Source organism: Lipingzhangella halophila, assembly GCF_014203805.1.
In the GTDB taxonomy this organism is placed as follows: Bacteria; Actinomycetota; Actinomycetes; order Streptosporangiales; family Streptosporangiaceae; genus Lipingzhangella; species Lipingzhangella halophila.
This window is the reverse complement of the sequence record NZ_JACHJT010000001.1, coordinates 3,982,694-4,006,381: the sequence shown is the minus strand read 5'-3', so window position 1 is coordinate 4,006,381 and position 23,688 is coordinate 3,982,694. Positions and strand designations below refer to the sequence as shown.

The window sequence follows — 23,688 nt, the reverse complement described above, 5'->3', positions numbered from 1 at the left end:
CAACGTCTGCAAAGAAGGGGGCAAGCTGTGCGCAGCCGAGACGACAGCGTTTCATCGAACGAACCCGCCCTGATCACCGGTGCGACCTCCGGATTGGGACGGAGCCTCGCTCACGCGCTCGCGGAGCGCGGTTGGACCGTTCTGGTGCACGGCCGGGACGAGAAGCGGTGCGACCAGGTCGTGGCCGAGCTGGCGGATCAGGGGGCGACCGCCTCCCCCTATGTCGCGGACCTCAGCTCGTTGGGGCAGACGGCCGACCTCGGCCGGCGGGTGGCCGCGGAACACCCCTCACTCGGCCTGCTGGTCAACAACGCCGGCGTTGGTTTCGGTGCCGACCAGCAGCGAAGAGAGCTGAGCGAGGACGGCTACGAGCTGCGGCTCGCGGTCAACTACCTGGCCCCGGTGCTGCTCACCCGCACGCTCCGCCCCGCGCTGCGCGCGGGCGGCGGCGCGCAGGTGCTGAACATCGGCTCGGCCGGGCAGAGCCCGCTCGACATGGACGACCCCCAGTTCACCCGGGGATACAACGGCACGGAGGCGTACACCCGCAGCAAGTGGGCGCTGGCGGCCCACACCTTCATGATCGCCGACGAGTACGGACCGGAGGGGATCCGGGTCAACTGCAGTCACCCCGCGACCTTCATGGACACGACAATGGTCGTCGATGCGGGGATCGACCCGTGGAGCTCGGTCGCCAAGGGGACGGAGTCGGTGCTGCACGCGATCAGCGCGGGAGAGGCGGGAACCACCGGGCAGTTCTTCAACGAGACGCAGCGGGCCAGCGCCCACCCCCGCACCACTGACCCGAAGCTGCGGCAGCGCCTCAGCGCGCTCACCGACGACCTTCTCGCCCCCGTGGAAGAACACGGCCGGGGCGCACAGTAGGAGGGTTCGGGCGCCGGGCGGGTCCCGCCCGGCGCAGCGAGCAGCGCTTACCCGGCAGATCGCTTTCCCGGGGGTCAGATCAGCGCTTCCAACGCCCGCAGCGCCGAACCGCGGCGGAGCCGGTCGTGGACGTGCTGGTTGCGATAGTTACGCAGGCAGCTATAGCAGGAGGTCTCCTCCCCGCAGTCGCAGTTGCGCACCCGCTTCTCGGCGGCCCGAAGCACTTCGTCGAACGCCTCGGCGATCCGGACGGCGCTGCCCGCGCCCCCGGGAACGGTGTCGAACAGGACGAGGGTCGACGCGCCCATCGAGCGGCGGAACAAGGCGCCATCGATGTCGTCGCGGCTGATCTCCAGCGCCGACGAGGCGCCTTCGAGTAGCGCGTACAGCAGCGAGAACCGTGTCTGCTCGTCGGATGCCCTGATGTCCAACGCACCCGCGAAGGAGATCTCCACAATGTCGGTCTCGTAGGAGTGCGCGAGCGAGAGGTGGCTGAGCGGCCCGGTGCAGGCCTGGTTCTTCAGCGGGTTGGTGTGCTCGGCGGGCTTCCGCGCGGCGGCGACGGTTGGGGTCAGTTCCACGAGGCGTTTTCTGGCTGTCCCACTGGTGGGGCGGGCCAGGTGAGCGGGTCTTCGCTGGGCAGGGAGGCGCCGGGGCGGCGGCGTGGCAGTGGAGGCGGGTCCGCGGCGGACCAGGTCAGGTGGAAGTACATTCCGGGGTCGTGGGGGAGGGGTCCCCAGGTGTCGGCGAACGCGGCGACCAGGACGAGGCCGCGCCCGGCCTCCTCGCCGGGGCCGGCCACGCGCAGCCCTGCCCGTCGTCCTTCACGGGGGCCGTCGTCTTCGACCTCCACGCGCAGTCGTGTCGGGTTCAGGGACACGTGGACGGTGTATTCGCCGTCGTGGGCGCTGCGGGAGTGGCGCACGGAGTTCGTGGCCAACTCCGAGAGCAGGAGTACCGCGGTGGCGCGGGTGTCGGCGGGGACAGCGGCGTGGTGGGCGAAGCGGAGCAGGTCGTCCAGCCAGTGCCGGGCGGGGGCCACGCTGTCGGGGTGGCCGCGGAAGGTCGTGCTGAACCGCTGCATGGTCACCACCCCCGCTGTGCCGCCGGGCGCAGCACGTAGGGGCGGACACGGGCGGTGCGGCGGTAGCGGTTACTCTTGGGCATCAAGTCCTCACCTGTCTTGGGCAGGTCGTGGGCCGAGGCCCTGCTTGGTGTGGGCGCACCGGGCAGGGCTGCTTCATTTCGAAGCGGCTTACGGCTACACGTTGCCTGCGTGGAGAGCTGCCCAAAAGGAGAAACCGACCGCTGAGCGGCAATGAAAAGCGCTGTGGATTTCTGTGAATTTCCTCCACGGGGTCGCGGTCGTGTGGTGGGATGCAGTCATGGTGGCTGACAAGAGAACCATGCAGCGTTTTGGCCGTGAGGTGGCCCGTACGCGGAAGCTGGCCGATATGACCCAGGATGTCTTGGCGCGTGAAGTCGGTGTCAGCGCGTCTCACATATCCAACCTGGAACGCGGCTACCGTTCCCCGGTTCCCGCTTTCCTGCCGAAGCTGGACCGGGCGCTTAAATCTGAAGAACGGCTCACCCGGCTGTGGAACGAATTGACTGGTAGCGGGCGACAGGCATGGCTGGAGGAGATCACGACTCTGATGCGTGAGGCTGCCTCGGTCATGGACTACCAGAACGCGGTCTTTCCAGGGCTTCTGCAGACTGAGGATTACGCCCGTGAACTGATCGCGGCGGGCATGCCGTGGGCCGGCCACGATGAGGTGTCCGCTGCTGTGGCTGACCGCATGAGCCGCGCGAAGGAGTTTGTTGGGGCGACCGCTCCGCTGCTATGGGTCGTCTTGGACGGGACGATCATCAAACGGCGGTTTCTCGCCGAGAGCATCCGACGGGAACAGCTCACGTATGTCGCTGACCTAGCGGAATCGGGACGTGTCTCCATCCAACTCATCCCGGAGCACTACCTCGGGCATCCGGGACTTACTGGGCCCTTTAAGGTGGTCACGCCAAGTGCAGGACCGGATGTTGTCTACGCCGAGAGCATCCACGAGGGACAGATCATCACAGCTACAGCGGATGTAGCTCGGTACCGTCTGCTCTTCGGCAGGCTTCAGGCCGTGGCCTTGGGGCCGGCGGAGTCCCTCCAGAAGATCAGGGAAGAGCTGGAACATGAGTGAATGGCATAAGTCGAGCTACAGTGGCGCGACCAATGAATGCCTTGAAGTACGCGAACAGGTGACGGAAGTGGCCGTCCGCGACACCCAACACCGCCACCTCGGCCACCTTTCCTTCCCTTCCCCCGAGTGGTCCGCCTTCGTGCGGGAGGTGAAGGACGGCCGTATCTAGCGCGGCGGCCCCGCCGTGACGTCGGGGGCACACCCGGCGTCACGGTCACCACGGCCCCGGTTCCTCCGGGCCCGCTCGGCTACGCGTCCCCGGAGGAACGCAGCCGATCCTCGGCGATGGTGGCGCGGTCAGTGGCCTTCGGCGGCGGCACGGGCCGGATTCCGGCATCGGTGAGCATGCTCAGATCCAGGCTCCACGTGACCCGTGATCGCTCCTCCCACAGGGCGAAGGCCTCCTCCACGTGGCTGTGCGCCTGGGACTCGGTCATTCTGGCGACCTTCATCAGGTGCGCAAGCGCCTGTTCGGCCAATCCGCGCACCTGGGCGTAGCCGAAGTGCGTGACCGTGTGGCAGTCGGTGCACAAGCAGATCAAGCGGCGCAGTGCCTGCACACGGGTGCGCGCGTCATAGGTCCAGCGTTCGTGCGCCTCCAGCCACCGCTTCACCGCGCGGTCCTCCGCCGCACCGCAGATCTCGCAGCGGTGCTCCGCCCGGCGGGTGATCATCCGCCGCAGCCGCTCCCAGTCCCGGGGCTCCACACAGGACCGGACATTGGTGAACCAGCACGTGCGGGGAACCAGGTCCACGAACAGGCCCTTACCCAAGGACCGGTCCTCGCCCGGAAGCAGGTCGGGGATGTCGGGGGCGGCGGCCCACCGATCCAGGGCCGCGATTCCCCGGCGGGGGGCGTACCACCGCCGTGCTGACGGGTCCCAGCGCGCCCCCGCCGCCTTGGCCTCATCCTTCTCAGCGAACGGAACATCCAACCAGATCCGCTCAGGCGCCATGCGTGTCCTCCCTCTCGGAGAATTCCGCGAAACAAAAAGCGAGTACGGGACGACGCGTCCGGTGAATCCCGCCGTGCGCGCCCCGGACCCCGCCGCGCCACGACACTATCGACGACGATTCGGACGCCATGGCGGTTTTCCGGTTCCGGCCACGGGAAACGCCGACAAAATGGAAGTTACGAGTCGAAATCCGGGAAATTCGCACCTCAGGTACGCGAACCGCTCCCAGTCCGGCCGCGAATGGGGCTAGGATGCACGGAAGTCGGATCTCCCGCCGCGACACTGGAAAAGGGCCAGCCACGTTGTCGACGCAGCCGCACCGGGTCGGGGGACGCTACGAGCTGAGCCAGCCGATCAGCACCGGAGGCATGGGGCAGGTCTGGCGGGGCTACGACACGGTTCTCGACCGCGATGTGGCGGTCAAACTGATCCGGCCCGATATCGCCTCCACCGCGGGGGACGCCGATGAGCTCGCGGGCCGGTTCCGCCGGGAGGCCAAGGTCACCGCGCGGATCGAGCATCCCGGGGTGCCAGCGGTATTCGACGCCGACATCGACGCCGCCAGCGACCAGTTGTACCTGGTCATCCAGATGGTGCGCGGGGTCGCGCTGACCGATGTCCTCGCCGAACGGTGGTTTCAAGTGGTGGGTGCAACGAGGAAGCGGTTGAGGGCTTCGGCGGGTTTGGCATAGCCCAGGGTGCGCCGGGGCCGGTCGTTGAGCTCGTGGGCTACCGCATCCAGCTCGGCCTGACCATAGCGGCGAAACTCAACCCTTCCCGCCACAGCGTCTCGATGCGCACCCGTTCTTCCGAGCTCAACCGCGCCCCCGGCAACACACCTCCAACCTACGAAGCCATGTTGCAACAGACCCTAGAAACCAAGTGCGGTAAAGGCGCGCAATCCTCAAGATCAACACACAGAGCGCCCGAAATCCGGAAATAGCGGACACGCACTCGCGGCACCGCCGGAAAGTTTGGCCCCTGATAGGGGGCACACCCGCCCGACCACCGCCACCCCGGCTACTCGCTGCCTTCGCTGCTTCGTTGGGCGCGCCACCATCGGGCACCAGAAGCGATCTCCGCGAGCTGGCCCACCACCGTCCTCGCTGCCCCCGTCGCGCGCGCCACCATCCGCGGCCAGCACCGGATAAACGTGGCCCCACCCCAGAGCACTCGCCCGCACACCCGAAACCCCGAAACCCCACCGCGCCCTGAAGGAACGGAATCCGCACGATCAACGCAGTACTACTGGGTGTGTCAGAGAGATACCAACCGGACGGTATGCACTTTCGGTACTCGGCGTCTACACTTGTGCCGCCTCCGTGCGATGGCGGGTTCCGGTCGCCGCGGAGCGTTCGACTACGACAAGGAGTCACCGATGGCAGTCGACCCCTCAGGGTCCGATCTCGCGCGCATGCTGGAGGAGCAGCCGGACGGCCCCGTCGTTATGCTCAACCTGCTGCGGTTCACCCCGGACGGCCGCTCCTCGTATGCGGAGTACTCGCGGCAGGCGAGGCGCTTTCTCCAGCGGTACGGCGCCGAGGTGCTCTACGCCGGTGACGGCATGGCTCCCCTGGTCGCCGAGGAAGGACAGGCCTGGGACGCGGTCCTGCTCGTGCGCTACCCCGACCGGGAGACGTTCAGCCGCATGGTCGCGGACCCCGAGTACCAGGAGATCACCGCTCTGCGTACCGGCGGCCTGGCCGAGGCCGTGCTCCAGCCGACCGTCCCCTGGACCTAGGGAAGCGGTTCCTAGATCCCGCGGAGCCCGGCATTCCCGCCACGGGCTCCGCGGCCGGTCCGGCGACCTTGGCCGGGCCCTGTGCTGCCATGGTCGCTTCCCCGGAGTCAGACCACCTCAAGGGTGGTCTCGACGGGCACCGGGTTGGCCAGGCAGTCGCGTACTGGCGAGGTGTCCTGCACGTAGCTGCACAGCTCGGCCAACTGCTCCGGGGTCGCGTTGGGGCTGGAGATCCGGCCCTTGGCGCGGATTCCGGTGAGGCCGGGGCGTGCGCCCTCCAGGCCGAGGAACGCCCGCACGTCCACGTCCCCCTCGATCTCGTATTCCATCCTGGTGATCTGGATGCCCTGGGCCGCCGCGTTGGCCGCGTAGCCCGCGGCGTAGCAGAACGCCAGCGACTGCAGCAGCAGCTCGACCGCGTTGGGCCCCTTGTTGGTGCCCAGCAGCGCCGGCGGCTCGTCGCCGTGCAGGACGTACGGAGCCACCCGGCTCTCGTCCGTGCTGTCGGCGTGGGTGAACGTGGAGATCTCACCCACGTTGTGCATCCCGTGCTCCCAGGAGCTCTTCGCCCGGAAGGTGAACGCCGCCAGGTTCGGGTCGTCCTTGACCGCTTCGATCGTCTCGACGAGGCGGCCGACGTCGACACCGTTGTCAGGGGTGGTGGTGGAAGTCATGAGACTGGTCCTCTCGTACGCGCTCTCGCGCCGGGGCGGAGCTCATCCGGTGAGCCGGGACCCGCCGCTGGATGTTTGAAACGCTACGCCGGCGCCACCGGCGGCACATCGGGGTTGGCTACGCAGATCGCCGGTGCCGACTACCTACGTCAGAGGCGGGAGGCACCCAGCTCAGCGGCCCGGCGGGCAGCCGCGCGCCGGGTGGGCACGTCCAGTTTGGCCAGGACCCCGGCCACGTGGTGCTCGGTGGTGCGCGGCGAGATCGAGAGGCGGTCGGCGATCTCGCTGTTGGTCAGGCCTTCGGAGAGCAGGGCGAGGACCTCGAACTGCCGGTCGGTCAGCCTGGCGGGGTTGGCCCGGGTCGAACCGGCCGGGCCCCGCGGCACGGTCATTCCCCGGTGCCGCATCCGCCGCACCACATGCTCGGCCAGGGGGTGCGCGCCCAGGGAGCGGGCGATCTCCAGGGACTGGGCAAGTTCCGCCGCGCCGTCGCACAGCGACAGCATCAGCGCCTGGTCGTAGGCCCACCCCGCGGCGGCGAAGGACTCGGCCGCCGCGTGCCAGTCCCGGCGCATCATCGCGGCGTGGGGCTCGGGCGACTTGCCGCGGTAGACCGACGGAAGGTCGAGAACCGTCGCCCAGGCGGCCAGGCGCGCCGCTCCGAACCCCTGAGTGGCCGGTTCTTCCCCCACGACCCGCATGACCCGCTCGAACCGGTCAACGGGGGCCGGTTCCGCGCGGGTGAGCGCCCACTCGATCTGCAGCTCCAGCACCGGTGCGAGCCGGCTGAGCTCGCCGGTGCGGTCGGCCTTGCGGGCCAGCGCCGCCAGGCGGTCCCCGGCGTCGGCGTCGCCCCGGCGCACCGCCAGCTCGGCGAGGATGATCTCGGCCTGCAGATCGGTCACCATGCCCCCGCTGGGCCGCTGCGCCAGCAGTTGGCGGATCCGCGCCGCGGCGTCGTCCCAGGCGCCGGCGCGCAGCTCCAGCCACACCAGGTAGACCTGGAGATAGTCCTTCAGCGCGTCGCGCTGGTGGTGCTCGGCGTAGTCGATGCCCTGGCGGGCGTGCCGCCGCGCCTCCTCGGGGCGGACCCACAGCACGTTCACGAACGTCAGGGCGATCAGGCCGTGCACCACGACGTCGTGCACCCGGGCGACGCGGGCGCCCTCGATAGCGTCGTGCAGCATGTGCGTGTCGTCGGGGTCGTGCTGCATGCGCATGGTGCCCATGCCCACCAGCGCTCGCCACTTGGCGCTGTCGCTGCCGAGCCGCTCGGCCAGGCGCAGCGCGCGGTCGCCGCACAGCAGTGCCTCGTCGGCCCGCCCGGAGAGCGCGGCGAGGTCGGTGAGCTGGTTGTAGGCGGTCGCCAGTTCCGCCGAAGGACCGCGCGACTCCAGGACCTCGATGGAGGACCGGGCCTGCTGCCAGGCGGCATTGCCCTCGCCGACGACCCAGTAGTAGTGGGCGCGTTTGCCCAGGCACCGGCCGACCGCCCTGTGGTCGTCGCGGTCCTGGTGCAGGGCGATCGCCCGATCGGCGGCGGTGAAGGCCTCACCCATGTGGCCCACCTGGTAGGCGGTCTGGGCGTAGTCCTCGAACAGGGCGGCCCGCTCGGCGGGGCCGACGCGGTCGGCGAACTCCGCCGCACGCCGGAAGTGCCCGTACGCCTCACGGTGGGACTCCATCGCCGCGGCGTGGCGCGCTGCCGCGAGGGCGTGGGCCGCGACCGTGCCGGTCCTGCCGGCGGCCTCGGCGTGGTGCACGATGTCGGCGGGGTCGCCGCCGGTGGTCAACAGCGCGTCGACGATCAGCCCGTGCAGCCGGCGCTTCCGGGCCACCGGCAGGTTCGAGCGCACGGCCGCGCGGACGAGCTCGTGGCGGAACCGGATGTAGCGGTCGTCGATGGTCAGCAGCTCGTGGCGCTCGGGTTCCTCGGCGGCGGCCGGCCAACCGGGGAAGGCCGCATCGAGGACTTCGCTGGCGATGCGGTTGGGGACCACCGACACCAGCTCGACGAGTTCGCGGGAGTCGCCGGTGAGCCGGGTGCAGCGGCCCAGCACCGCATTGGCGACCGAGAGCGGCAACTCCTCGGAGGGGCCGGCGATCAACTCGGTGACGAAGAACGGGTTGCCGCCGGTGAGCTCGTAGATCCGGTCGGCGTCGTGCCCGCCGGCCAGCCTGGCCACCGCCGGGCGTGAAAGCGGTGCCAGGCGCAGGTGCAGTGTGGTGGTGCGCTGGACGGCGCCCAGCGCGGCGTGCAGCGGGTGGCCGGTCTGCGCCTGGCCCGAACGGAAGGTGAGCACCAGGACCGCGGGGAGCTCGCCGATGCGGCGGCCGAGGACGGTGACGGCGTCGAGCGTGGCCTCGTCGGCCCAGTGGACATCCTCGACCACGAGCACCGTCGGATGGTGGGCGGACTCCAGCTCCCTGAGTAGGAGAGTGTGCAGCCGGTGCGGCGGGTCGCCGGCCGCCAGGCACTCCTCCGCCCGCGCGGAGACGTCGGCGGCGATGTCGCGGAAAGGGCCGAGCGGGCGGGGCGTGGACAGGCCGTCGCAGGTGCCCCACCACACGCGCACTCCGGTGAGGTCGGCGACGAAGCGGTGGAGCAGCGTGGTCTTGCCGATCCCGTGCTCGCCGGTCACCACCGCCACGGACCCGTGTCCTCTGGCGGCCTTCCCAACGGTGCCGTCCAGCGCCCGCAGCGCGGTCTCGCGTTCGAGGAGCTCGCCCATAGCCCCGTCACCCTTCCAGGGGCGGCGCCGTTGTCTGCCGCGGGGCAGGGCGGTGGCCGGGGCGGGCCCGAACGGCCGATGCCCGTTCCCGCCGCGTTGCCGGCGCCGGACACGGACCTGACGCGTCTCACATTACGTGCCCGCGCGGGGGATGGGCCAGGCCCGCGCGGGGACGGGCCGGGGGCCGCCTCGGTGCCGCTGGCGGCGCCGCGGACGGGAGCGGTTCCAACGTGCCCCGGCCCGTTTCGGCGGGGTTGGCGCCCGCGGCTCCGACCGGTACCGCTCGCCGGTCGCGCCGGCGTGCCCCGGACGGTCCGACCGCTTCGGGCTTCGCGGAGCTCAGTCGCCGATGGCGCCGGTGAGGCGTTCGGCCGCCTCGGCGAAGTCCTCGGCGATTTCGTAGACGACATCCTTGGCCGGGCGCACGCGGTTCATCAGTCCCACGCCCTGGCCCACCCAGTAGGTCGCCAGTTCCTGGGCCCCGCGGTCGCCCTTTTCGGCAAGGGTGTCCAGGTGGCGCAGGGCGGGCTCGCTGACCAGGGACTGCAGGGGCAGGGGCAGGGTGCCCGGACTGTCGGGGCCGTCCCACGCCCGGGTCCAGGCGGAAGCGAGCTGGCGGGAGGGTTTGCCGGTGCGCCCCCGGGAGCGGACGGTGTCGCGGGAGGTGGCCGCGACCATCTTCCGCACCGTGTACGGGGCTGTCTCCGCCTCCTCGGTGGTCAGCCATACCGAACCCGTCCAGGCCCCGGCCGCGCCGAGCGCGATCGCCGCGGCCATCTGGCGCCCGGTGACGATGCCTCCGGCGGCGAGAACCGGGACCTCGCGCACGTCCTTGACGGCCTCGACGACCTCGGGGACGAGCACCATGGTCGTGACCTCGCCGCAGTGCCCGCCGGCCTCGGTCCCCTGGGCGACGAGAATGTCCACGCCCGCCTCGACCTGCCTGAGCGCGTGCTCCTTGGCGCCGACGAGGGCGGCCACGGAAACCCCCTCGGCGCGTGCCCGGTCGATCATGTACCGCGGGGGCACACCCAGCGCGTTGGCGACGAGTTTGACGGGGTGGCGGAAGACGACGTCGAGGAGGCGTTCGCCGATTCTGTCGCTGATGTTCATCCCCCGCCCGGCCAACTCGGCGCGGTCGGTGGTGTCGATACCGTGCTCGCGCAGCAGGCGGTCCACGAAGGCGTGGTGCTCCGGGGGAATCCGCGCGGCGAGGTCGTCGAGGCTGAGAGCTTCCCCCTGGCCCTCGTACTTCTCGGGGACGATGATGTCGACGCCGTAGGGCTTGCCGCCGACCTGCTCGTCGATCCAGGCGAGTTCGTGTTCGAGCTGCTCCGGAGTGTGTGTGACGGCCCCCAGGACACCGAATCCGCCGGCGTTGGTGACCGCGGCGACGACGTCCCGGCAGTGGCTGAAGGCGAGCAGCGGCAGTTCGATGCCGAGCATGTCGCAGATGGCGGTTCTCACTTGGGATCCTTCGCGGACGGGAGCGCTGGCGGACCTCGGCGGGCCGCGGTCCACAGCACGCTAAATCAGACGGATTCCGTTTAGCAATTGGTCCGCACGGGTCCCGACGGTCCGGCCGCGTTCCGTTCGCTCAGGCGGCGCCCTCCCGGCTGAACACCGAGGTCAACACGAAGTCGACGAAGCGTTCGGCGTAGTCGGCCGCCGGCGGCGCCGAATCGCGCAGCTCCGGCGGGGCCAGGCGGGTCGTCAGGGCGTGGTTCATCGCTCCGCCGCACAGGGCGTCCAGCAGATAGGTCACGGAAGTGCCCTCGGGCAGCTCGCCGCGGTGCTTTCCCCGCAGGACGATGGCGCGCGCCGCCATGATCTGGGCCTGGGCCAACTCGGTGTAGCGCTCGGCGAGCCCCGGGATGTTCTCGGCTTCCATCAGCAGGCGCAGCGCGGCCCGCCCGTTCTCGCCGCCGTAGAGCTCGGTCATCTGCCAGACGAGCTGGACCAGGTCGCCGCGCACCGATCCGGTATCCACGTCCGAGATCGATCCCAGGCGCGTGGTCAGCGCCTCCGTGAGCAGTTCTTCCTTGCTGTTCCAGCGCAGGTAGGCCGACGCCTTGCCGACTTCGGCGCGTCGGCAGACGGCCTCGATGGTGAACGAGGCCCAGCCCTGCTCTCCGAATAGGGCGACCGCCGCCTCAGCCAGCTTGCGGTCGACGTCGGGATCGCGGGGGCGCCCTGAGGGTCGTGCCGTAGCCATGAGCACATCCTCCTACATCCGCCCCCGCGTGCCGTGGATTGGCAACGGGGACATTGCGGAACGGATTTCGCCTGATCTAGGCTCCGCGTTTACGGACGGGTTCCGTCTGGTTGTCGCGGTCGCAGGAGGTCTGTGCCAGTGCCGGTAACCGGCCCCGACCCCGCCACTCCCGTGGTCGTCGGTGTCGGACAGTCGTCCGAGCGCCTCGATGACCCCGGATACCGGGCGCTTTCCCCGGTCCAGCTCGCGTCGGTGGCCGCCCAGCGTGCCCTGGAGGACACCGGCGCCGAGCCGCAGGCCATGGCCTCCGCTGTGGACACGGTCGCCGGTATCCGGCAGTTCGAGATCTCCATCCCCGGCGCGTGGGCTCCGTTGGGCAGGTCCGACAACTACCCGCGCTCGGTCGCCGCCCGTGTCGGCGCCGACCCCGAACGCGCCATCCTGGAGGTTGTCGGTGGCCAGGGGCCCCAGCACCTGGTGACCGAGCTGGCCGCGGAGATCGCCAGGGGCCGCACCAGGGCGGCCCTGGTGTTCGGCTCCGAGGCCATATCGACAGTCCAGGCCATGGCCGAGGCAGCCGACCCACCCGACTTCTCCGAGCGCGTTGGCGGGAGCCTGGAGGACAGGGGGCTGGGGCTCGAAGGGCTGATGCCGCCCCGGCAAGCGGCCCACGGCCTCACCAGCCTGCCGGCGCAGTACGCCCTGTTCGACAACGCGCGCCGGGCACGGCTCGGCCAGACGCGCGCGGAGTACGCATCGGGCATGGGCGCGCTTTTCGCCCCCTTCACCAAGGCGGCGGCGGCCAACCCGCACGCCGCGGCCCCCACCGAGCGCGGTGCCGAGGAGCTGGTCACCCCAACGGAGCGGAACCGCCCCATTGCCGACCCGTACACCCGCTACATCGTCGCCCGCGACAAGGTCAACCAGGGAGCGGCCGTACTGGTGGTCTCCGTGGCCGCGGCGCGCGAGCTCGGCGTGCCCGAAGAGCGGTGGGTGTTCCTGCACGGGCACGCGGACCTGCGCGAACGCGACCTCATGGAGCGTGCTGACCTCTCGCGCAGCCCTGCCGCGGCGCTGGCCGCCGAACACGCCCTGGAGGTGGCCGGGATCCGGACCGACGACCTCACCACCATCGATCTCTACAGTTGCTTCCCGATCGCCGTCTCCAACGTGGCCGACACGCTCGGACTCTCCGCCGACGACCCGCGCGGCCTCACCCGCACCGGAGGTCTGCCGTTCTTCGGCGGCGCCGGTAACAACTACTCCGCGCACGCCATCGCCGAGACTGTGCACAGCGCCCGTGCCGCCCCGCATGGCTACGGTTTCGTCGGCGCCAACGGGGGAGCGCTGAGCAAGTACTCCGTCGGGATCTACTCGGCCGTGCCCACCGAATGGCGGCCCGACCGCAGCGCCGAGCTGCAACGCGAGATCGACGCCTGGGAGGCTCCCGAGGAGGCGGCCGAGGCCGGCGGCTGGGCGACGGTGGAGACGTACACCGTCAAGCACGAGCGGGGCGGCGAGCGCACCGGCGTGGTCGTCGGCCGGCTTGAGGCCGACGGGCGCCGCTTCCTCGCCATGGCAGAAGACTCCGACGACGAGACACTGCGGTTGCTGTCGGAAGGCGAGCCCCTCGGCGCCCGCGTCTTCGTCCGCTCCTGCGGCGGCACGAACCGGGTGAGCACCACACCCGGACGCGGAAACCCCTGAGCTCGCACGGGACGGATGGGCGATGCGGCCAGTCCGGGGCGGTTGACGAGCCGCTGTCCCCGCTGCCCACCGGTTCGCTGCTGTCGGCACTGCCTTCGCGGCCGTCCTGTTCTTGAGAAGGATGGCGGCGGCCGCGATCGCGCCGATCGGCAGCGCCGGACTCGCCACGTGGTGGCCGCCGGGGAAACCGGGCAGCGCGGCGACAACGTCACGGCTCCAGGGACTCGGAGCTGTCGCGGAGGCGGAACAACATCTGCAGGTCGAGGGCGTGGAGCGGGTCCCGCCAGTGGGCGCCGAGCGTGCGGTCGACGGTACCGAGCCGCTGGTAGAGCGTGTTGATGTGGATGCCGAGCCGGTCGGCGGCCGCCGTGGGACGGCGCCCCTCGTTCAGGAACACCCGCACCGTCTCCAGCAGCGGTACGCCGCGGCGTTCCTGCTCGGCGCGCAGCGGGCCGAGCAGCTGCTCGTACATGTCGTCGAGTTGGCGCCGCCCCGTGTGGCTGAGCAGTATCCGGTACAACCCGAGCTGGTCGGCCGTGGCGGCCTCCCCCTGCCGTTCCAGAGCGGCGAGCGCGTCAAGGGTCTGCTGCGCCTCGGCGAAGCTGCGGGCCAGCGCGGCCGTGCCCCGCGCCGGCCCCGAGATCCCGGCGGTTCCGGCCGCGGGCGCACCCCGTGCGCCCGCCCATTGACCGCGGAGCTCCTCGGGGCGGGATGTCGGCAGGACGACGATCAGGCGCGCCCCGTGCTCGGCGACAACCGTGCCCTTGGGCGACGCGAGCCGCTCGACCGCCCGCCGGGCATCGGTGACCGCGCCCGTCGGCTGCACGACCATGACCGTGTACGACACCCGGGGGTCCAACCCGGCGAGCCGCATCCGCTGCGACCGGGCGTGCGTGTCGCCACCGCGCGTCGTCACCAGATCGATCAGAAAGGAGTCGCGGGTGCGGCGCGTCGCCTCCGCGGCGGCGCGCTCACCGACCAGAGCGATGGCGAGAGCGGGTACGGCGCGCCCCAACAGCCGCGCGTCGTCGTCACCGGGCGCGTCCGGCCCGGTGAGGACCAGGGTGCCGAAGTCGTGGTCGCCGGCGGCCACCCGGCGGCAGAGCACGTAGCGGTCGGGGAGGGTGAGCAGGGCCGGCTCGTCGGGCGGTGCGGCGAGCGTCTCCGCGACCGCGTCCTCGACGGGAACCAGCTCGCGCGGCAGGTCCGTACCGTGCGCCACGAAGAGCACCGTGTCCTCGACCATCGAGTCGACCTCGGCGAGCAGGTCCTCGACCCCGCCGCCGCGCAGCACAACGCGCGTGAGGCGCTGGTCCCAGCGCAGCGTCTGTTCCAGTGTGGCCGTGCTCCGCGCGAGCTGGTCGTTGGCGGCGGTGAGCCGCGCCAGCGACCGGGCGTTGTCGATGGCGACGCTGGCGTGCGCCGCCAGTGACGACAGCAACGTCACCTCGTGCTCGGCGAAGTGCCGCTCCTGGCGCTTGGCGGCGAACAGCGCCCCCAGCACCCGGCCGCGCAGCCGCAGCGGGACACCCAGCAGCCCGCGCATGTTCTCCGCGGCGGCGGCCACGTCGGCGCTGTCGTCGTGCCGGAACGTGCGCGCGCTGCGGTAGTCGCTGGTCCACATCGGCGCGCCCTGGGCGATGACCGTACCCGCGAGCCCTTTCGACAACGGGATGGACACATCCAGCAGCTCCGGGGTGAGCGCGCCGCTGGTGACCTTGATCCGCAGCCCCTCGTCTTCGACGAGGCCGAGGTAGGCCAGGTCGGCGCCGAGCAGACGGCGGGCCTGCTCCACGACCTCCGGCAGGAGGTCGTCCGGCGCCTGCAGCGCGGCCAGCCTTCCGGCGATGTCGTTGAGCGCCGCGAGTTCGTTCGCACGCTGGGCGCGCTGCTGCAACAGGGCGTGCAGCCGCAGCGCCGCCGCGGTCTCCCGCTCCGCTTCGACCGCCTCGTTCGCCCCGTCGCCGGCCAGTGCGCGGTGATCGCCGTGGCGCACCAACTCGTCGGGCGACGCGTCCCGTAGCAGCAGGTCCAGCCAGTTCTCGCTCATGGTCACCCAGGCCCCAGGTTCGCGCCGGGCGCCGGGCCGCCGACGCATGATGGATGGTCCTTACATCATCCCGGTTAACGAATGGTAGTTCCTTCCATTGCCGCTGGTCAGGGTGCCCTCCTAGAGTGCTTCGATGTGCGATGGCTCATATGTGCGGATACGTGATCGCGAATGCTGACCGATGACCTGCGGCGGGAGCTTCCTGGCGACCGGCTCGTGGTGGACCCCGACATCGCCGCGAGCTACACCCACGACGAGGCGGAGTGGGCGCAGTACGGCACGCCGCGGCTGGTGGTGCGTCCGCACACGGCAGAGGAAGTGCGCACGGTAGTGCGCGCCTGCCTCCGGCACGGCGTCCCCCTGGTCACGCGGGGCGCCGGCACCGGACTGTCCGGCGGCGCGAACTCGGTCGACGATGGCGTGGTGCTGTCCACCGAGCTGATGACCGCGATCCACGAGATCGACGCACTGGAGGGACTCGCGGTTGTGGAGCCGGGGGTCGTCAACGACGACCTCCGCGCGGCGTGCGCGGAGCACGGCCTGTGGTACCCGCCGGATCCGGCGAGCGCGGCCTGGTCGACGATCGGGGGGAACGTCGCCACCAACGCCGGGGGCCTGTGCTGCGTGAAGTACGGCGTGACCCGCGATTACGTGCTCGGGATGCAGATCGTCACGGGCACGGGAGAGCTCGTGCGGCTGGGCCGGCGCACCGCGAAAGGCGTCGCGGGCTACGATCTCGCCGGCCTGATGGTCGGGTCGGAAGGCACGCTGGGCGTGATCACCGAGGTGACTGTGCGGCTGCGGCCGAAGCGGGAGCCGGAGCACACCATCGTCGGCTCGTTCGCTTCTGTGGTGGACGCCGGCCACGCCGTCGCCGCGGTGGCGGCGGCCGGGCTCACCCCCTCCGCCCTGGAGCTGGTCGACCGGCACTGCCTGGCCGCCGTCGACGAGTGGAAGAACATGGGGCTTTCGGTGGACGGCGACGTGGTGTTGCTGGGCCGCACCGACCTGCCGGGCCAGGCCGGAGAGCACGAGGCGGACGCGATGCTGGCCTGCTTCGAGAAGTCCGGTGCGACCTGGGTGGCGCGGTCCACCGACCAGGAGGAGGCCGACGCGCTGTTCCTGGCGCGCCGGCTGGCGTATCCGGCGCTGGAACGGCTCGGTCCGTTGCTCACCGAGGACGTGTGCGTACCCAAGGCGGCAGTGCCCGACATGCTGGCGCGGATCGAGGCCGCGGCGGTCCGCCACGACATCACGATCGCGAACATCGCCCACGCGGGCGACGGCAACCTGCACCCGCTACTGATCACCCCGCCGGGGGACGACGAAGCCCGCCGCCGCGCGCAGGCCGCGTTCCACGACATCATCGCCGACGCGATCGGCCTGGGCGGCACCGTCACCGGCGAGCACGGCGTCGGTCTGCTCAAGCGCGATGGGCTGCGCCAGGAGCAGTCCGAGCCCGTTCTGGACCTCCAGCGCGCCGTGAAGACCGCGTTGGATCCGCACGACATCCTCAACCCCGGCAAGGTCCTGCCGGCTGCCTGACCGCGGCGCCGCCGCGGCACAGCGCGCTCCATCCGACCCGCCCGGTTCGGGCTGAGAGAGAACACCGTATGCACATCCTCCAGACCATCGCCACCTTCGCCAGTCGCACCTTCGCGGTGTGGATCATCGTGTTCAGCGGGCTGGCCGTCCTGTTTCCCGACGTGTTCGCCCCGCTGGCCGGCTACACCGTGCCGCTGCTGGCCGTCGTGATGCTCGGGATGGGGCTCACGCTCCGGTTCGCTGACTTCACGGTGGTCGCGCGTCGCCCGATTCCGCTGCTCACCGGCGTGGTCACGCAGTTCGTCGTGATGCCGGCGTTGGCCTGGGGCGTGGCGACGCTGCTGGGGCTTCCGGCGGAGGTAGCGCTCGGCCTGATCCTGCTGGGAAGCGTGCCCGGAGGCACGGCGTCCAACGTGGTGGCCTATCTCGCCCGCGGCGACGTCGCTGTGTCGGTCGCGATGACCTCGATCTCCACGATCGCCGCGATCCTGGTAACGCCGTTCCTCGTGCTGTTCTACGGGGGGCACCTGCTGCCCGTGGACACCGGAGCGATGGTGCTGTCCATCGCACAGGTGGTGCTGCTTCCCGTGCTGGCCGGCCTGGTCCTGCGGGCGCTCATGCCCCGGGTCATCGAGCGCGCCACCCCGGTGGTGCCCATGGTGTCGGTGGTCGCGGTGGTCGTGATCTGCTCCGGCGTGGTCGGTGCCAGCGTCGAGACCCTGCTGGCGGGGGGCCTGCTGGTCATAGCCGCCGTCATGGTGCACAACCTGATCGGCCTTGCCATCGGCTACGGCGTGGCGAAACTGATGGGGATGTCGGAGGCGCAGCGCCGGTCGATCTCCTTCGAGATCGGGATCCAGAACTCGGGGCTGGCATCCACCCTGGCCACCGCCCACTTCGGTCCCGCCGCGGCGCTGCCCGGCGCGATCGCCGCCGTCTGGGCCAACATCTCCGGCCCGCTGCTGTCCACCTTCTGGGGCAGCCGCCCGCCGCAGGACGAGTTCCCGGCCACCACCACCGCCGCGCCCGCGGCCGAGCCGGGGGGAGACCTGCCGCCGCGGGCGTCGTGAGGGGGCCGTTCGCTGTGTGGCGCGGAAGCCGGTAGGTCCTCCGCTGTCCGAACGGACAGCGGAGGACCTACCGGCTTTGTTTTGTCGAGTGGTTTGTGTTACAAACAACTTGACGCTTTGAACCAAATGATCGGGGAGACGGCGTGATGACGGCGGAGGACAACGGGCGCTCGGTCGAGGACGCGCCGTTCGACCCGGACGAGTCGCGGGCGCTCATCGAGCGCCAGCGCGACGTGACCATGAACGAACTGGCGCCGGCCTGGCGGCTCCTGTACGGCGTGTGGGGTGCCGCGTTCCTGCTCGGCTACGGCCTCCTCTACCTCCAGCGCACGGTGCTCACCGCTGTTCCGCCCGCCATCGCCGGGGTCGGGATGTTCCTGGCGATCGTGGTCGCGCTCACCGTCACGACGCGGGACGACATCCGGGTCCACCGCGGGCTTCGCGGCCGCTCCGCGCTGGCCGGCGCGCGGGTCGGCTGGGCCTTCCTGGCCGGGTTCTGCCTCGTGCTGCTCACCGTGTGGCGCCTCTACCGCGGGGGAGCACCGGAACCCGTGGTCGCGCTCAGCCTCGCCAGTCTCTCGCTGCTGGTCATCGGACTTGTCTACATGGTCTCGGCGGCCTGGGAGCGGCAGCGGCTGCGCTTCGGGCTGGGCGGCTGGATCCTCGGCGCCGATGCCGTCGCCCTCCTCGTGGGTATGCCCCACGCCTACCTCGTGCTGGCACTCGCGGGCGGCGGCGGTTTCCTGACCGCCGCGGTCTTCCTCGCCCTTCGCCGAACCGACCACGCCGCCCGGTCCTAACCGGGTCTGTCCGAGGCACGAGGCACCGCCATGAACCCGCTTCCGGAGCTCAACCCCGTCATCCACGCGCAGGGCCGCCTGCGGGTAATGGTCACCCTGCAAGCACTGCCGCCCGGTGACCAGCTCGCCTTCTCCCGGCTGCGGGAGATCCTCGCCATGACATCCGGCAACCTTTCCGTGCACATCCGCAAACTGGAGGACGCGAACTACGTGGAGAGCGTCAAGACCCACGAGCGCCGCAGCCCGGTCACCTACTTCTCCCTCACCAGCGAGGGACGCCGCGCCCTGGAGGAGTACGTCCGATCGGTGCAGGCACTGCTCAGCGCGAGCGCCCCGGACACCGCCGCTGCCGACAAGCCGTCCGAGGGAGCGCAATGACCGCTCCCGTAGCCCGGCTGCTGGACGTGTCCCGCAGCTACGGAGCGACCGTGGCGCTCGACCACGTGAGTCTGGACATCGATCCCGGCCTCGTCCTGGGGCTGCTCGGTCCGAACGGCGCCGGCAAGTCCACGTTGATCAACCTGGTCTGCGGACTGCGCCGCCCCACGTCAGGGCAGGTCGAGCTACTCGGCGGCTCGCCGCAGGAGGCCGGCCGCCGAAAAGGGCTGGGGCTGACACCGCAGCAGACCGGCCTACCCGAGACCCTGCGGGTACGCGAGGTCGTCGACTTCGTGTCGCGCCACTACCCCGCGCCGCTACCCGCCGGTGAGCTACTGGAGCGGTTCGGCCTGACCGGCCTGGAGCGCCGGCAGACCGGCAGCCTCTCCGGCGGCCAGCAGCGCCGCCTCGCCGTCAGCCTCGCCTTCCTCGGGCAGCCGCGGCTCGTCCTGCTCGACGAACCCACCACCGGCCTCGACGTCTCCGCGCGCCGATCCGTGTGGGACGGCATCCGCACCTACACCGGTCAGGGCGGAACCATCCTGCTGACCAGCCACTACATGGAGGAGATGGAGGCGCTCTCCGAGCGGATCGTGGTCCTCAACCAGGGCCGGGTAGTGGCTGATGGCACCCCCGAGGACGTCACCGCGGCCACCTCACGGCAGGCCATAAGCTTCCACGCCACCGAGGGGCCGGAGCTGGCGGGGGTCCTGCGGCACGAGCGGGACGGCGACCGCCACCTCCTCTACACCGAGGACACCGACCAGATCATCCGCGACCTCGTCGCCAGCGGTACCGCCTTCAGCCGCCTGGAGATCCACCGGCCGAGCCTGGAAGACGCGTTCCTGCGGATCGAGTCCGAGCCCGCGCCGTCCGCCCACCCCGCGGAGGTTCCCCGATGACGCTGGCCGTCCAGCACGCCCGCCTGCTCTTCGTGGAGACCGCGCGGGTTCCCATCGCGCTCGGCTTCAACGTGGCCTTCCCCACCGTCCTGATGCTGTTCTTCGTGGTCCCCAACAGCGCGATCGCCGACGACCCCGCGGGGGCGACCGTCGCCACCGCGCAGATCACCGTGTTCGCCGTGATGAACTCCTGCCTGCTGAACTTCGGAGTGGGCGTGGCCGAGGAGCGCGCCCGCGCCTGGGATCCCTACCTGCGCACCCTGCCGGCCGGCCCGTTGCCGCGCATGGCCGGACGCGTGCTCAACGGGTTCGCCTACATCCTGTTGGCGGTCACTCCGGTGGTGCTCGTGGCGCCGCTGCTGACCGAGGCCACCCTCCCGCCGAGCGCGCTCGGGCTGGCCATCCCGGTGATCATGTTCAGCTCACTGCCGTTCCTGTTCGGCGGGTTCGCCATCGGCTACAGCATGTCCGTCAAGGGTGCCCTGCCGACGGCGCAGGCGGTGATGTTCCCGATGGCCTTCGCGGGCGGGCTGTTCCTGCCACCGGAGACATTCCCCGGCTGGCTGGACACCGTCTCGCGGGTTCTGCCGACTCGGGCGGCCCGCGAACTCGGAGTATGGGCGGTGGTCGAGTCCCCGGTGTCGGTGGTGGCCATCGCCGCGTTGTGCGGCTGGACAGCGCTCACCATGGTGCTGGCCGTATGGGCCTACCGCCGGGACGAGGGCAGGCGCTTCCGGTGAGACCGGGATCTCCGGATCTTCGAATGCCCCGAGTGCGGCACCGTGGTACCGCACCGCGGGGCCGTTCCGTCTGCCATCGCCCAGGGCGGGTGGGGCGGTTGGGTTACCAGGGCACGGGTCGGCCGTCGCGGAAGAAGCCGCCGGTCGGACCGTCGTCGGGCAGAGTGGCCGCCCACACGGCGCTGGCCGCGCCCTCGCGAACCGGCCGCCCGCCGTGCCCACCCATGTCCGTGGCGACCCAGCCGGGACACACGGCGTTGACCAGGATTCCTTCCTGGCGCAGCTCGGCGGCGAGCACGCGGGTCAAGGCGTTCAGCCCGGCTTTGGTGACACTGTAGGCGGGGGTGCCGCCGCCCATGCCCGCCAGCGAACCACCCTCGCTTGAGACATTGACGATCCGCGGGTGCGGGCTGGCGCGGAGTAGGGGCAGTAGGGCCATCGCCAACCGCCACGGCCCGTAGAGGTTGGTCTCGGCGGCCTCCCGCACGGTGCCGAGGTCGGCACCGGCGGCACGCTGCCAGGTGTCGTAGCTGATGGCTGCGTTGTTCACCAGCACATCCAGCTTCCCGTGCCGCCGCTTGAGGTGCGTGGCCAGCTCCGCGGCTTCGGTGTCGCTCGTGACATCGAGCTGGTAGGACTCCGCGCGAGCGCCCGCCTCTGTCAGGGCGGCCGCGGCCGCGCGCCCTTTGCCGGGGTCCCGGGCGGTGAGCACCACCCGGTACCCGCGCTCGGCGAGCTGGCGGCAGACTTCCCGCCCGATGCCGCGGTTCGCCCCGGTGACCACGGCCACCGCATCGTATTGCGCTGCCGCGGTCACGCGCGGACCCGTCCTCCGGAGGCGAGCTCCACACGTCGGGCGGCCTGCTGCGTCAAAGCACGGTCCCCTTCCTCATAGAGCGCCTCCAGAGTGATCGCCGAGATCCGCCACGCCGCGGCCTCCCGGCGCGCGCTGATGTGGTAAAAACCCGCGGTCATCCAAGTCCCGCGGCCCTCCTCCCCGATGAGGTGGTGATAAGCGCGCACCGCGGTGCGGCAGTCCGCGTGACCGTCCCGCACGTCGGCCGTTACCGGACCGGTGAGGTGCTGGGTGGCGTCGAACCCCGGCAGCAGCGACCGCCACCGCGCGATGACCTCTTCCCGCTCCACGGTCTCCACCTCGCCGCCGAAGAGCGAGGTGTAGTCCAACCGCACGGTGGAGTCGAGCAGGGAGCGAACGCCGTCCCAGTCCAGGCGGTCCACGGCCGACAACAGCCGGGTGACGGACTCCGCCGCCCCGCCGCCGCTCACAGCTCGTCCCCAATGGTCAGTCGGAAGTGCTCGTCGGCCGCGTCGACGGCGAGCGCGACGTGGTGCGGCTGGTCGTAGAAGTCGGTCTGCTCTCCTTGCTCCCACACTGTCTTGCCGGGCCCGGCAAGGGCGCCGCGCACGGTCTCGACGTTCTCGGGAAACACGCAGCCCTCGGAGTGCAGGAACAGCGACGGTGCCGCCGCCCGGTCGGCGCTGGCCAGGCCGTCGAAGCAAAGCCAGGATGTCCAGCTCATCTCCGCCATCTCGTTGGTCCACTCCGGAATGGCGCCGCGAGCGGGATCAGCGTAGTAGTCCAGCGGCACGTGCATCCCGGCACGCTCGTTGCCCGGCTCGTAGGCGGGCACCATGGTGACGTCTCCGGTCGCGAAGTACGTGTCGAGGGCGGCGCCGGCGCGCTCCAGCCGTCTGCCCACGCCCTCGGTGCCGCCATAGAACGGCGCGACGGAAGCGGTGTCGTGGAACCACCCGGCGACACTGGCGAAGGCAGCGATCGGCGCTCCCCGGGCGATGGCGGCCAGGCCGTACTGCGCGCTCGCGCAGACTCCCAGATAGCCGATCCGCTCGGGGGCGACGAAGGACAGGGTCGCGGCGAACCGCGCGACGGCGTCGATGTCGGCGATTTTGCGACTCGGCATCTCCGCCTGGCGCGGTTCGCCCCCGCTTTGGCCGAACCCCGCGAAGTCGAAGGTGATGGCCGTGTAGCCGCGCTCCGCGAGGCGTTCGGCGTACACGTGGGCCATCTGCTCCTTGACGGTGAGCCAGGACCCGGCCACCAGGATCGCGGGTTGGCGCACGGTCAGGTCGCCCTCCTGGCGGTACACCCGGCCGGCCAGAGGCACACGGCCGCCATGGACCATGATCGGAAAGCTCGATTGCGACATTTCTGGCCTTTCTGTGCTTATCTGTCGCGGGAGAGCTTATGCCGGCCCGTCCGTTCGGGAGGGGTCCGATCTTGCTGTCTTTCGGCTATTCCGATGCTCCGGCGCGCAGTTCCCCGGGCATGAACCCGGTGCAGCGGTACAGCATCTGTCGGAAGTGCCGCAGATTGGAGAACCCCATGCGGTAGGCCACCTCCGGTGCGCTGAGCCCGCCGCGCATCAGCAGCGCTTTGGCGCGCTCCATCCGCCGCGTTGTCACGAACTCGTGCGGGGCCATCCCGGTCGATTCCTTGAAAGAGCGCGCGAAGTGGAAAGGGCTCAGGTGCGCCGCCGCGGCGAGATCGCTGATCGTCAGCGGCTCGTCCACGCGGGCGTCGACGACCTCGGTGACCCGGCGAAGCCGCGCCCGGTCCAGGCCTCCGCGGGGCCGCCCGCGGTCGGGACGGATGCCGCAGTAGTAGGTGACCAGGTGCTCGGCCAGGCGGTGGGCCAGGGAACTGGCGTACACGCCGTCAAGACAGGTGTCGTGCACGTGGGCGCGTTTGAGCCGCGCGGCGATCGCGAGCACCACGGCGTCCCGCGCCGCCGTCAGCGGTTCGATCTCCACGGCACTGGACCTTCCCGCGGCCGCGCGGAGCACGGCGGGGTCCGGGTAGATCTCCAGGGCCTCGTCCATCCGGGTGACCCGCGACCAGTACAGCTCTTGCCATCCGTTCGCGAACACGTCGCCCGGCTGGATGTCCACGGCCGTGGACCGGCCGCAGCGCGTGAGCTCGACCCGGCTGTTCTCGGCGAAGGAGACCCCGACCTGTTGCGGTTTCGTCACCGTGCTGCCCGCGCGAGGCGGTGCCCGGGTGTACTCCGAGCGCATTCCGGGCCACTGGCGCACCGAGCCCGTCGGCGTCGAAATCCGATCCG

24 protein-coding genes are annotated in these 23,688 nt (G+C 70.8%); 12 read left to right on the top strand and 12 right to left on the bottom strand.

The window, feature by feature from the left end:
• The first annotated feature begins 27 nt into the window (after window positions 1–27).
• Window positions 28–885 (top strand): SDR family NAD(P)-dependent oxidoreductase, encoded by an 858-nt coding sequence (locus F4561_RS18540; protein ID WP_312885361.1) that lies wholly within the window; start codon window positions 28–30, stop codon window positions 883–885.
• 74 nt (window positions 886–959) lie between these two features.
• Here F4561_RS18540 and F4561_RS18535 read toward each other — a convergent pair whose 3' ends face one another.
• On the bottom strand, window positions 960–1,466 hold the full coding sequence (locus F4561_RS18535) for an MrfA Zn-binding domain-containing protein (protein WP_312885360.1): 507 nt from the start codon (window positions 1,464–1,466) through the stop codon (window positions 960–962).
• The gene (locus tag F4561_RS32700; RefSeq protein WP_246437228.1) at window positions 1,457–1,969 is read right to left on the bottom strand and encodes an ATP-binding protein; all 513 of its coding nucleotides are present in this window, start codon (window positions 1,967–1,969) and stop codon (window positions 1,457–1,459) included. The genes F4561_RS18535 and F4561_RS32700 overlap by 10 nt, the downstream gene beginning before the upstream one ends.
• Window positions 1,970–2,270: 301 nt before the next feature.
• On the opposite strand from F4561_RS32700, the gene F4561_RS18530 reads away from it, so the two are divergent.
• Window positions 2,271–3,074 carry a helix-turn-helix domain-containing protein gene (locus F4561_RS18530; protein WP_184580665.1) on the top strand — a complete coding sequence of 268 codons (804 nt, stop codon included), beginning with the start codon at window positions 2,271–2,273 and terminating at the stop codon, window positions 3,072–3,074.
• Window positions 3,067–3,243, top strand: coding sequence for a DUF397 domain-containing protein (locus tag F4561_RS18525; RefSeq protein ID WP_184580664.1), 177 nt, complete (start codon window positions 3,067–3,069; stop codon window positions 3,241–3,243). The genes F4561_RS18530 and F4561_RS18525 overlap by 8 nt, the downstream gene beginning before the upstream one ends.
• Before the next feature lie 79 nt (window positions 3,244–3,322).
• Here F4561_RS18525 and F4561_RS18520 read toward each other — a convergent pair whose 3' ends face one another.
• Entirely contained in the window at window positions 3,323–4,030 is a 708-nt protein-coding gene (locus F4561_RS18520; RefSeq protein ID WP_184580663.1) for a DUF5710 domain-containing protein, read from the bottom strand.
• Between the two features lie 302 nt (window positions 4,031–4,332).
• Here F4561_RS18520 and F4561_RS18515 point away from each other — a divergent pair, with 302 nt between their 5' ends.
• Entirely contained in the window at window positions 4,333–4,722 is a 390-nt protein-coding gene (locus F4561_RS18515; RefSeq protein ID WP_184580662.1) for a protein kinase family protein, read from the top strand.
• A gap of 686 nt (window positions 4,723–5,408) precedes the next feature.
• Window positions 5,409–5,771, top strand: coding sequence for a DUF1330 domain-containing protein (locus F4561_RS18510; protein ID WP_184580661.1), 363 nt, complete (start codon window positions 5,409–5,411; stop codon window positions 5,769–5,771).
• A 107-nt stretch (window positions 5,772–5,878) separates the two neighbouring features.
• Here F4561_RS18510 and F4561_RS18505 read toward each other — a convergent pair whose 3' ends face one another.
• From F4561_RS18505 to F4561_RS18490, 4 genes are all read right to left on the bottom strand, one after another.
• Window positions 5,879–6,445 carry an OsmC family protein gene (locus F4561_RS18505; protein WP_184580660.1) on the bottom strand — a complete coding sequence of 189 codons (567 nt, stop codon included), beginning with the start codon at window positions 6,443–6,445 and terminating at the stop codon, window positions 5,879–5,881.
• A gap of 149 nt (window positions 6,446–6,594) precedes the next feature.
• Window positions 6,595–9,177, bottom strand: a complete 2,583-nt coding sequence (locus F4561_RS18500; RefSeq protein WP_184580659.1) for an ATP-binding protein — start codon at window positions 9,175–9,177, stop codon at window positions 6,595–6,597.
• Between the two features lie 339 nt (window positions 9,178–9,516).
• Window positions 9,517–10,644, bottom strand: coding sequence for a nitronate monooxygenase (locus F4561_RS18495; RefSeq protein ID WP_184580658.1), 1,128 nt, complete (start codon window positions 10,642–10,644; stop codon window positions 9,517–9,519).
• Between the two features lie 130 nt (window positions 10,645–10,774).
• Entirely contained in the window at window positions 10,775–11,392 is a 618-nt protein-coding gene (locus tag F4561_RS18490; protein WP_184580657.1) for a TetR/AcrR family transcriptional regulator, read from the bottom strand.
• Between the two features lie 132 nt (window positions 11,393–11,524).
• Here F4561_RS18490 and F4561_RS18485 point away from each other — a divergent pair, with 132 nt between their 5' ends.
• The gene (locus F4561_RS18485; RefSeq protein WP_312885359.1) at window positions 11,525–13,099 is read left to right on the top strand and encodes an acetyl-CoA acetyltransferase; all 1,575 of its coding nucleotides are present in this window, start codon (window positions 11,525–11,527) and stop codon (window positions 13,097–13,099) included.
• Between the two features lie 208 nt (window positions 13,100–13,307).
• On the opposite strand, the gene F4561_RS18480 is transcribed toward F4561_RS18485, so the two are convergent.
• The gene (locus F4561_RS18480; RefSeq protein ID WP_221445537.1) at window positions 13,308–15,197 is read right to left on the bottom strand and encodes a helix-turn-helix domain-containing protein; all 1,890 of its coding nucleotides are present in this window, start codon (window positions 15,195–15,197) and stop codon (window positions 13,308–13,310) included.
• Between the two features lie 123 nt (window positions 15,198–15,320).
• Here F4561_RS18480 and F4561_RS18475 point away from each other — a divergent pair, with 123 nt between their 5' ends.
• The 6 genes from F4561_RS18475 (at window position 15,321) to F4561_RS18450 (ending at window position 20,584) form a co-directional block, all read left to right on the top strand.
• A complete protein-coding gene (locus tag F4561_RS18475) occupies window positions 15,321–16,694 on the top strand; it encodes an FAD-binding oxidoreductase (protein ID WP_184580656.1) in 1,374 nt (457 codons plus the stop codon).
• A 68-nt stretch (window positions 16,695–16,762) separates the two neighbouring features.
• Window positions 16,763–17,764, top strand: a complete 1,002-nt coding sequence (locus F4561_RS18470; RefSeq protein WP_184580655.1) for a bile acid:sodium symporter family protein — start codon at window positions 16,763–16,765, stop codon at window positions 17,762–17,764.
• Window positions 17,765–17,910: 146 nt separating this feature from the next.
• Window positions 17,911–18,564 (top strand): hypothetical protein, encoded by a 654-nt coding sequence (locus tag F4561_RS18465; protein ID WP_184580654.1) that lies wholly within the window; start codon window positions 17,911–17,913, stop codon window positions 18,562–18,564.
• A gap of 30 nt (window positions 18,565–18,594) precedes the next feature.
• Window positions 18,595–18,942 carry a transcriptional regulator gene (locus F4561_RS18460; protein WP_184580653.1) on the top strand — a complete coding sequence of 116 codons (348 nt, stop codon included), beginning with the start codon at window positions 18,595–18,597 and terminating at the stop codon, window positions 18,940–18,942.
• Window positions 18,939–19,844 (top strand): ABC transporter ATP-binding protein, encoded by a 906-nt coding sequence (locus tag F4561_RS18455; protein ID WP_184580652.1) that lies wholly within the window; start codon window positions 18,939–18,941, stop codon window positions 19,842–19,844. The genes F4561_RS18460 and F4561_RS18455 overlap by 4 nt, the downstream gene beginning before the upstream one ends.
• Window positions 19,841–20,584, top strand: coding sequence for an ABC transporter permease (locus F4561_RS18450; RefSeq protein ID WP_184580651.1), 744 nt, complete (start codon window positions 19,841–19,843; stop codon window positions 20,582–20,584). Before F4561_RS18455 ends, F4561_RS18450 begins: the two co-directional genes overlap by 4 nt.
• A 103-nt stretch (window positions 20,585–20,687) precedes the next feature.
• Here F4561_RS18450 and F4561_RS18445 read toward each other — a convergent pair whose 3' ends face one another.
• The 4 genes from F4561_RS18445 to F4561_RS18430 form a co-directional block, all read right to left on the bottom strand.
• A complete protein-coding gene (locus F4561_RS18445; RefSeq protein WP_184580650.1) occupies window positions 20,688–21,401 on the bottom strand; it encodes an SDR family oxidoreductase in 714 nt (237 codons plus the stop codon).
• Window positions 21,398–21,871, bottom strand: a complete 474-nt coding sequence (locus F4561_RS18440) for a nuclear transport factor 2 family protein (protein WP_221445536.1) — start codon at window positions 21,869–21,871, stop codon at window positions 21,398–21,400. Before F4561_RS18440 ends, F4561_RS18445 begins: the two co-directional genes overlap by 4 nt.
• Complete coding sequence (locus F4561_RS18435; RefSeq protein WP_184580649.1) at window positions 21,868–22,749, bottom strand: alpha/beta hydrolase; 882 nt, start codon at window positions 22,747–22,749, stop codon at window positions 21,868–21,870. Before F4561_RS18435 ends, F4561_RS18440 begins: the two co-directional genes overlap by 4 nt.
• Before the next feature lie 109 nt (window positions 22,750–22,858).
• Complete coding sequence (locus F4561_RS18430) at window positions 22,859–23,596, bottom strand: helix-turn-helix domain-containing protein (RefSeq protein ID WP_184580648.1); 738 nt, start codon at window positions 23,594–23,596, stop codon at window positions 22,859–22,861.
• Window positions 23,597–23,688: the final 92 nt, after the last annotated feature.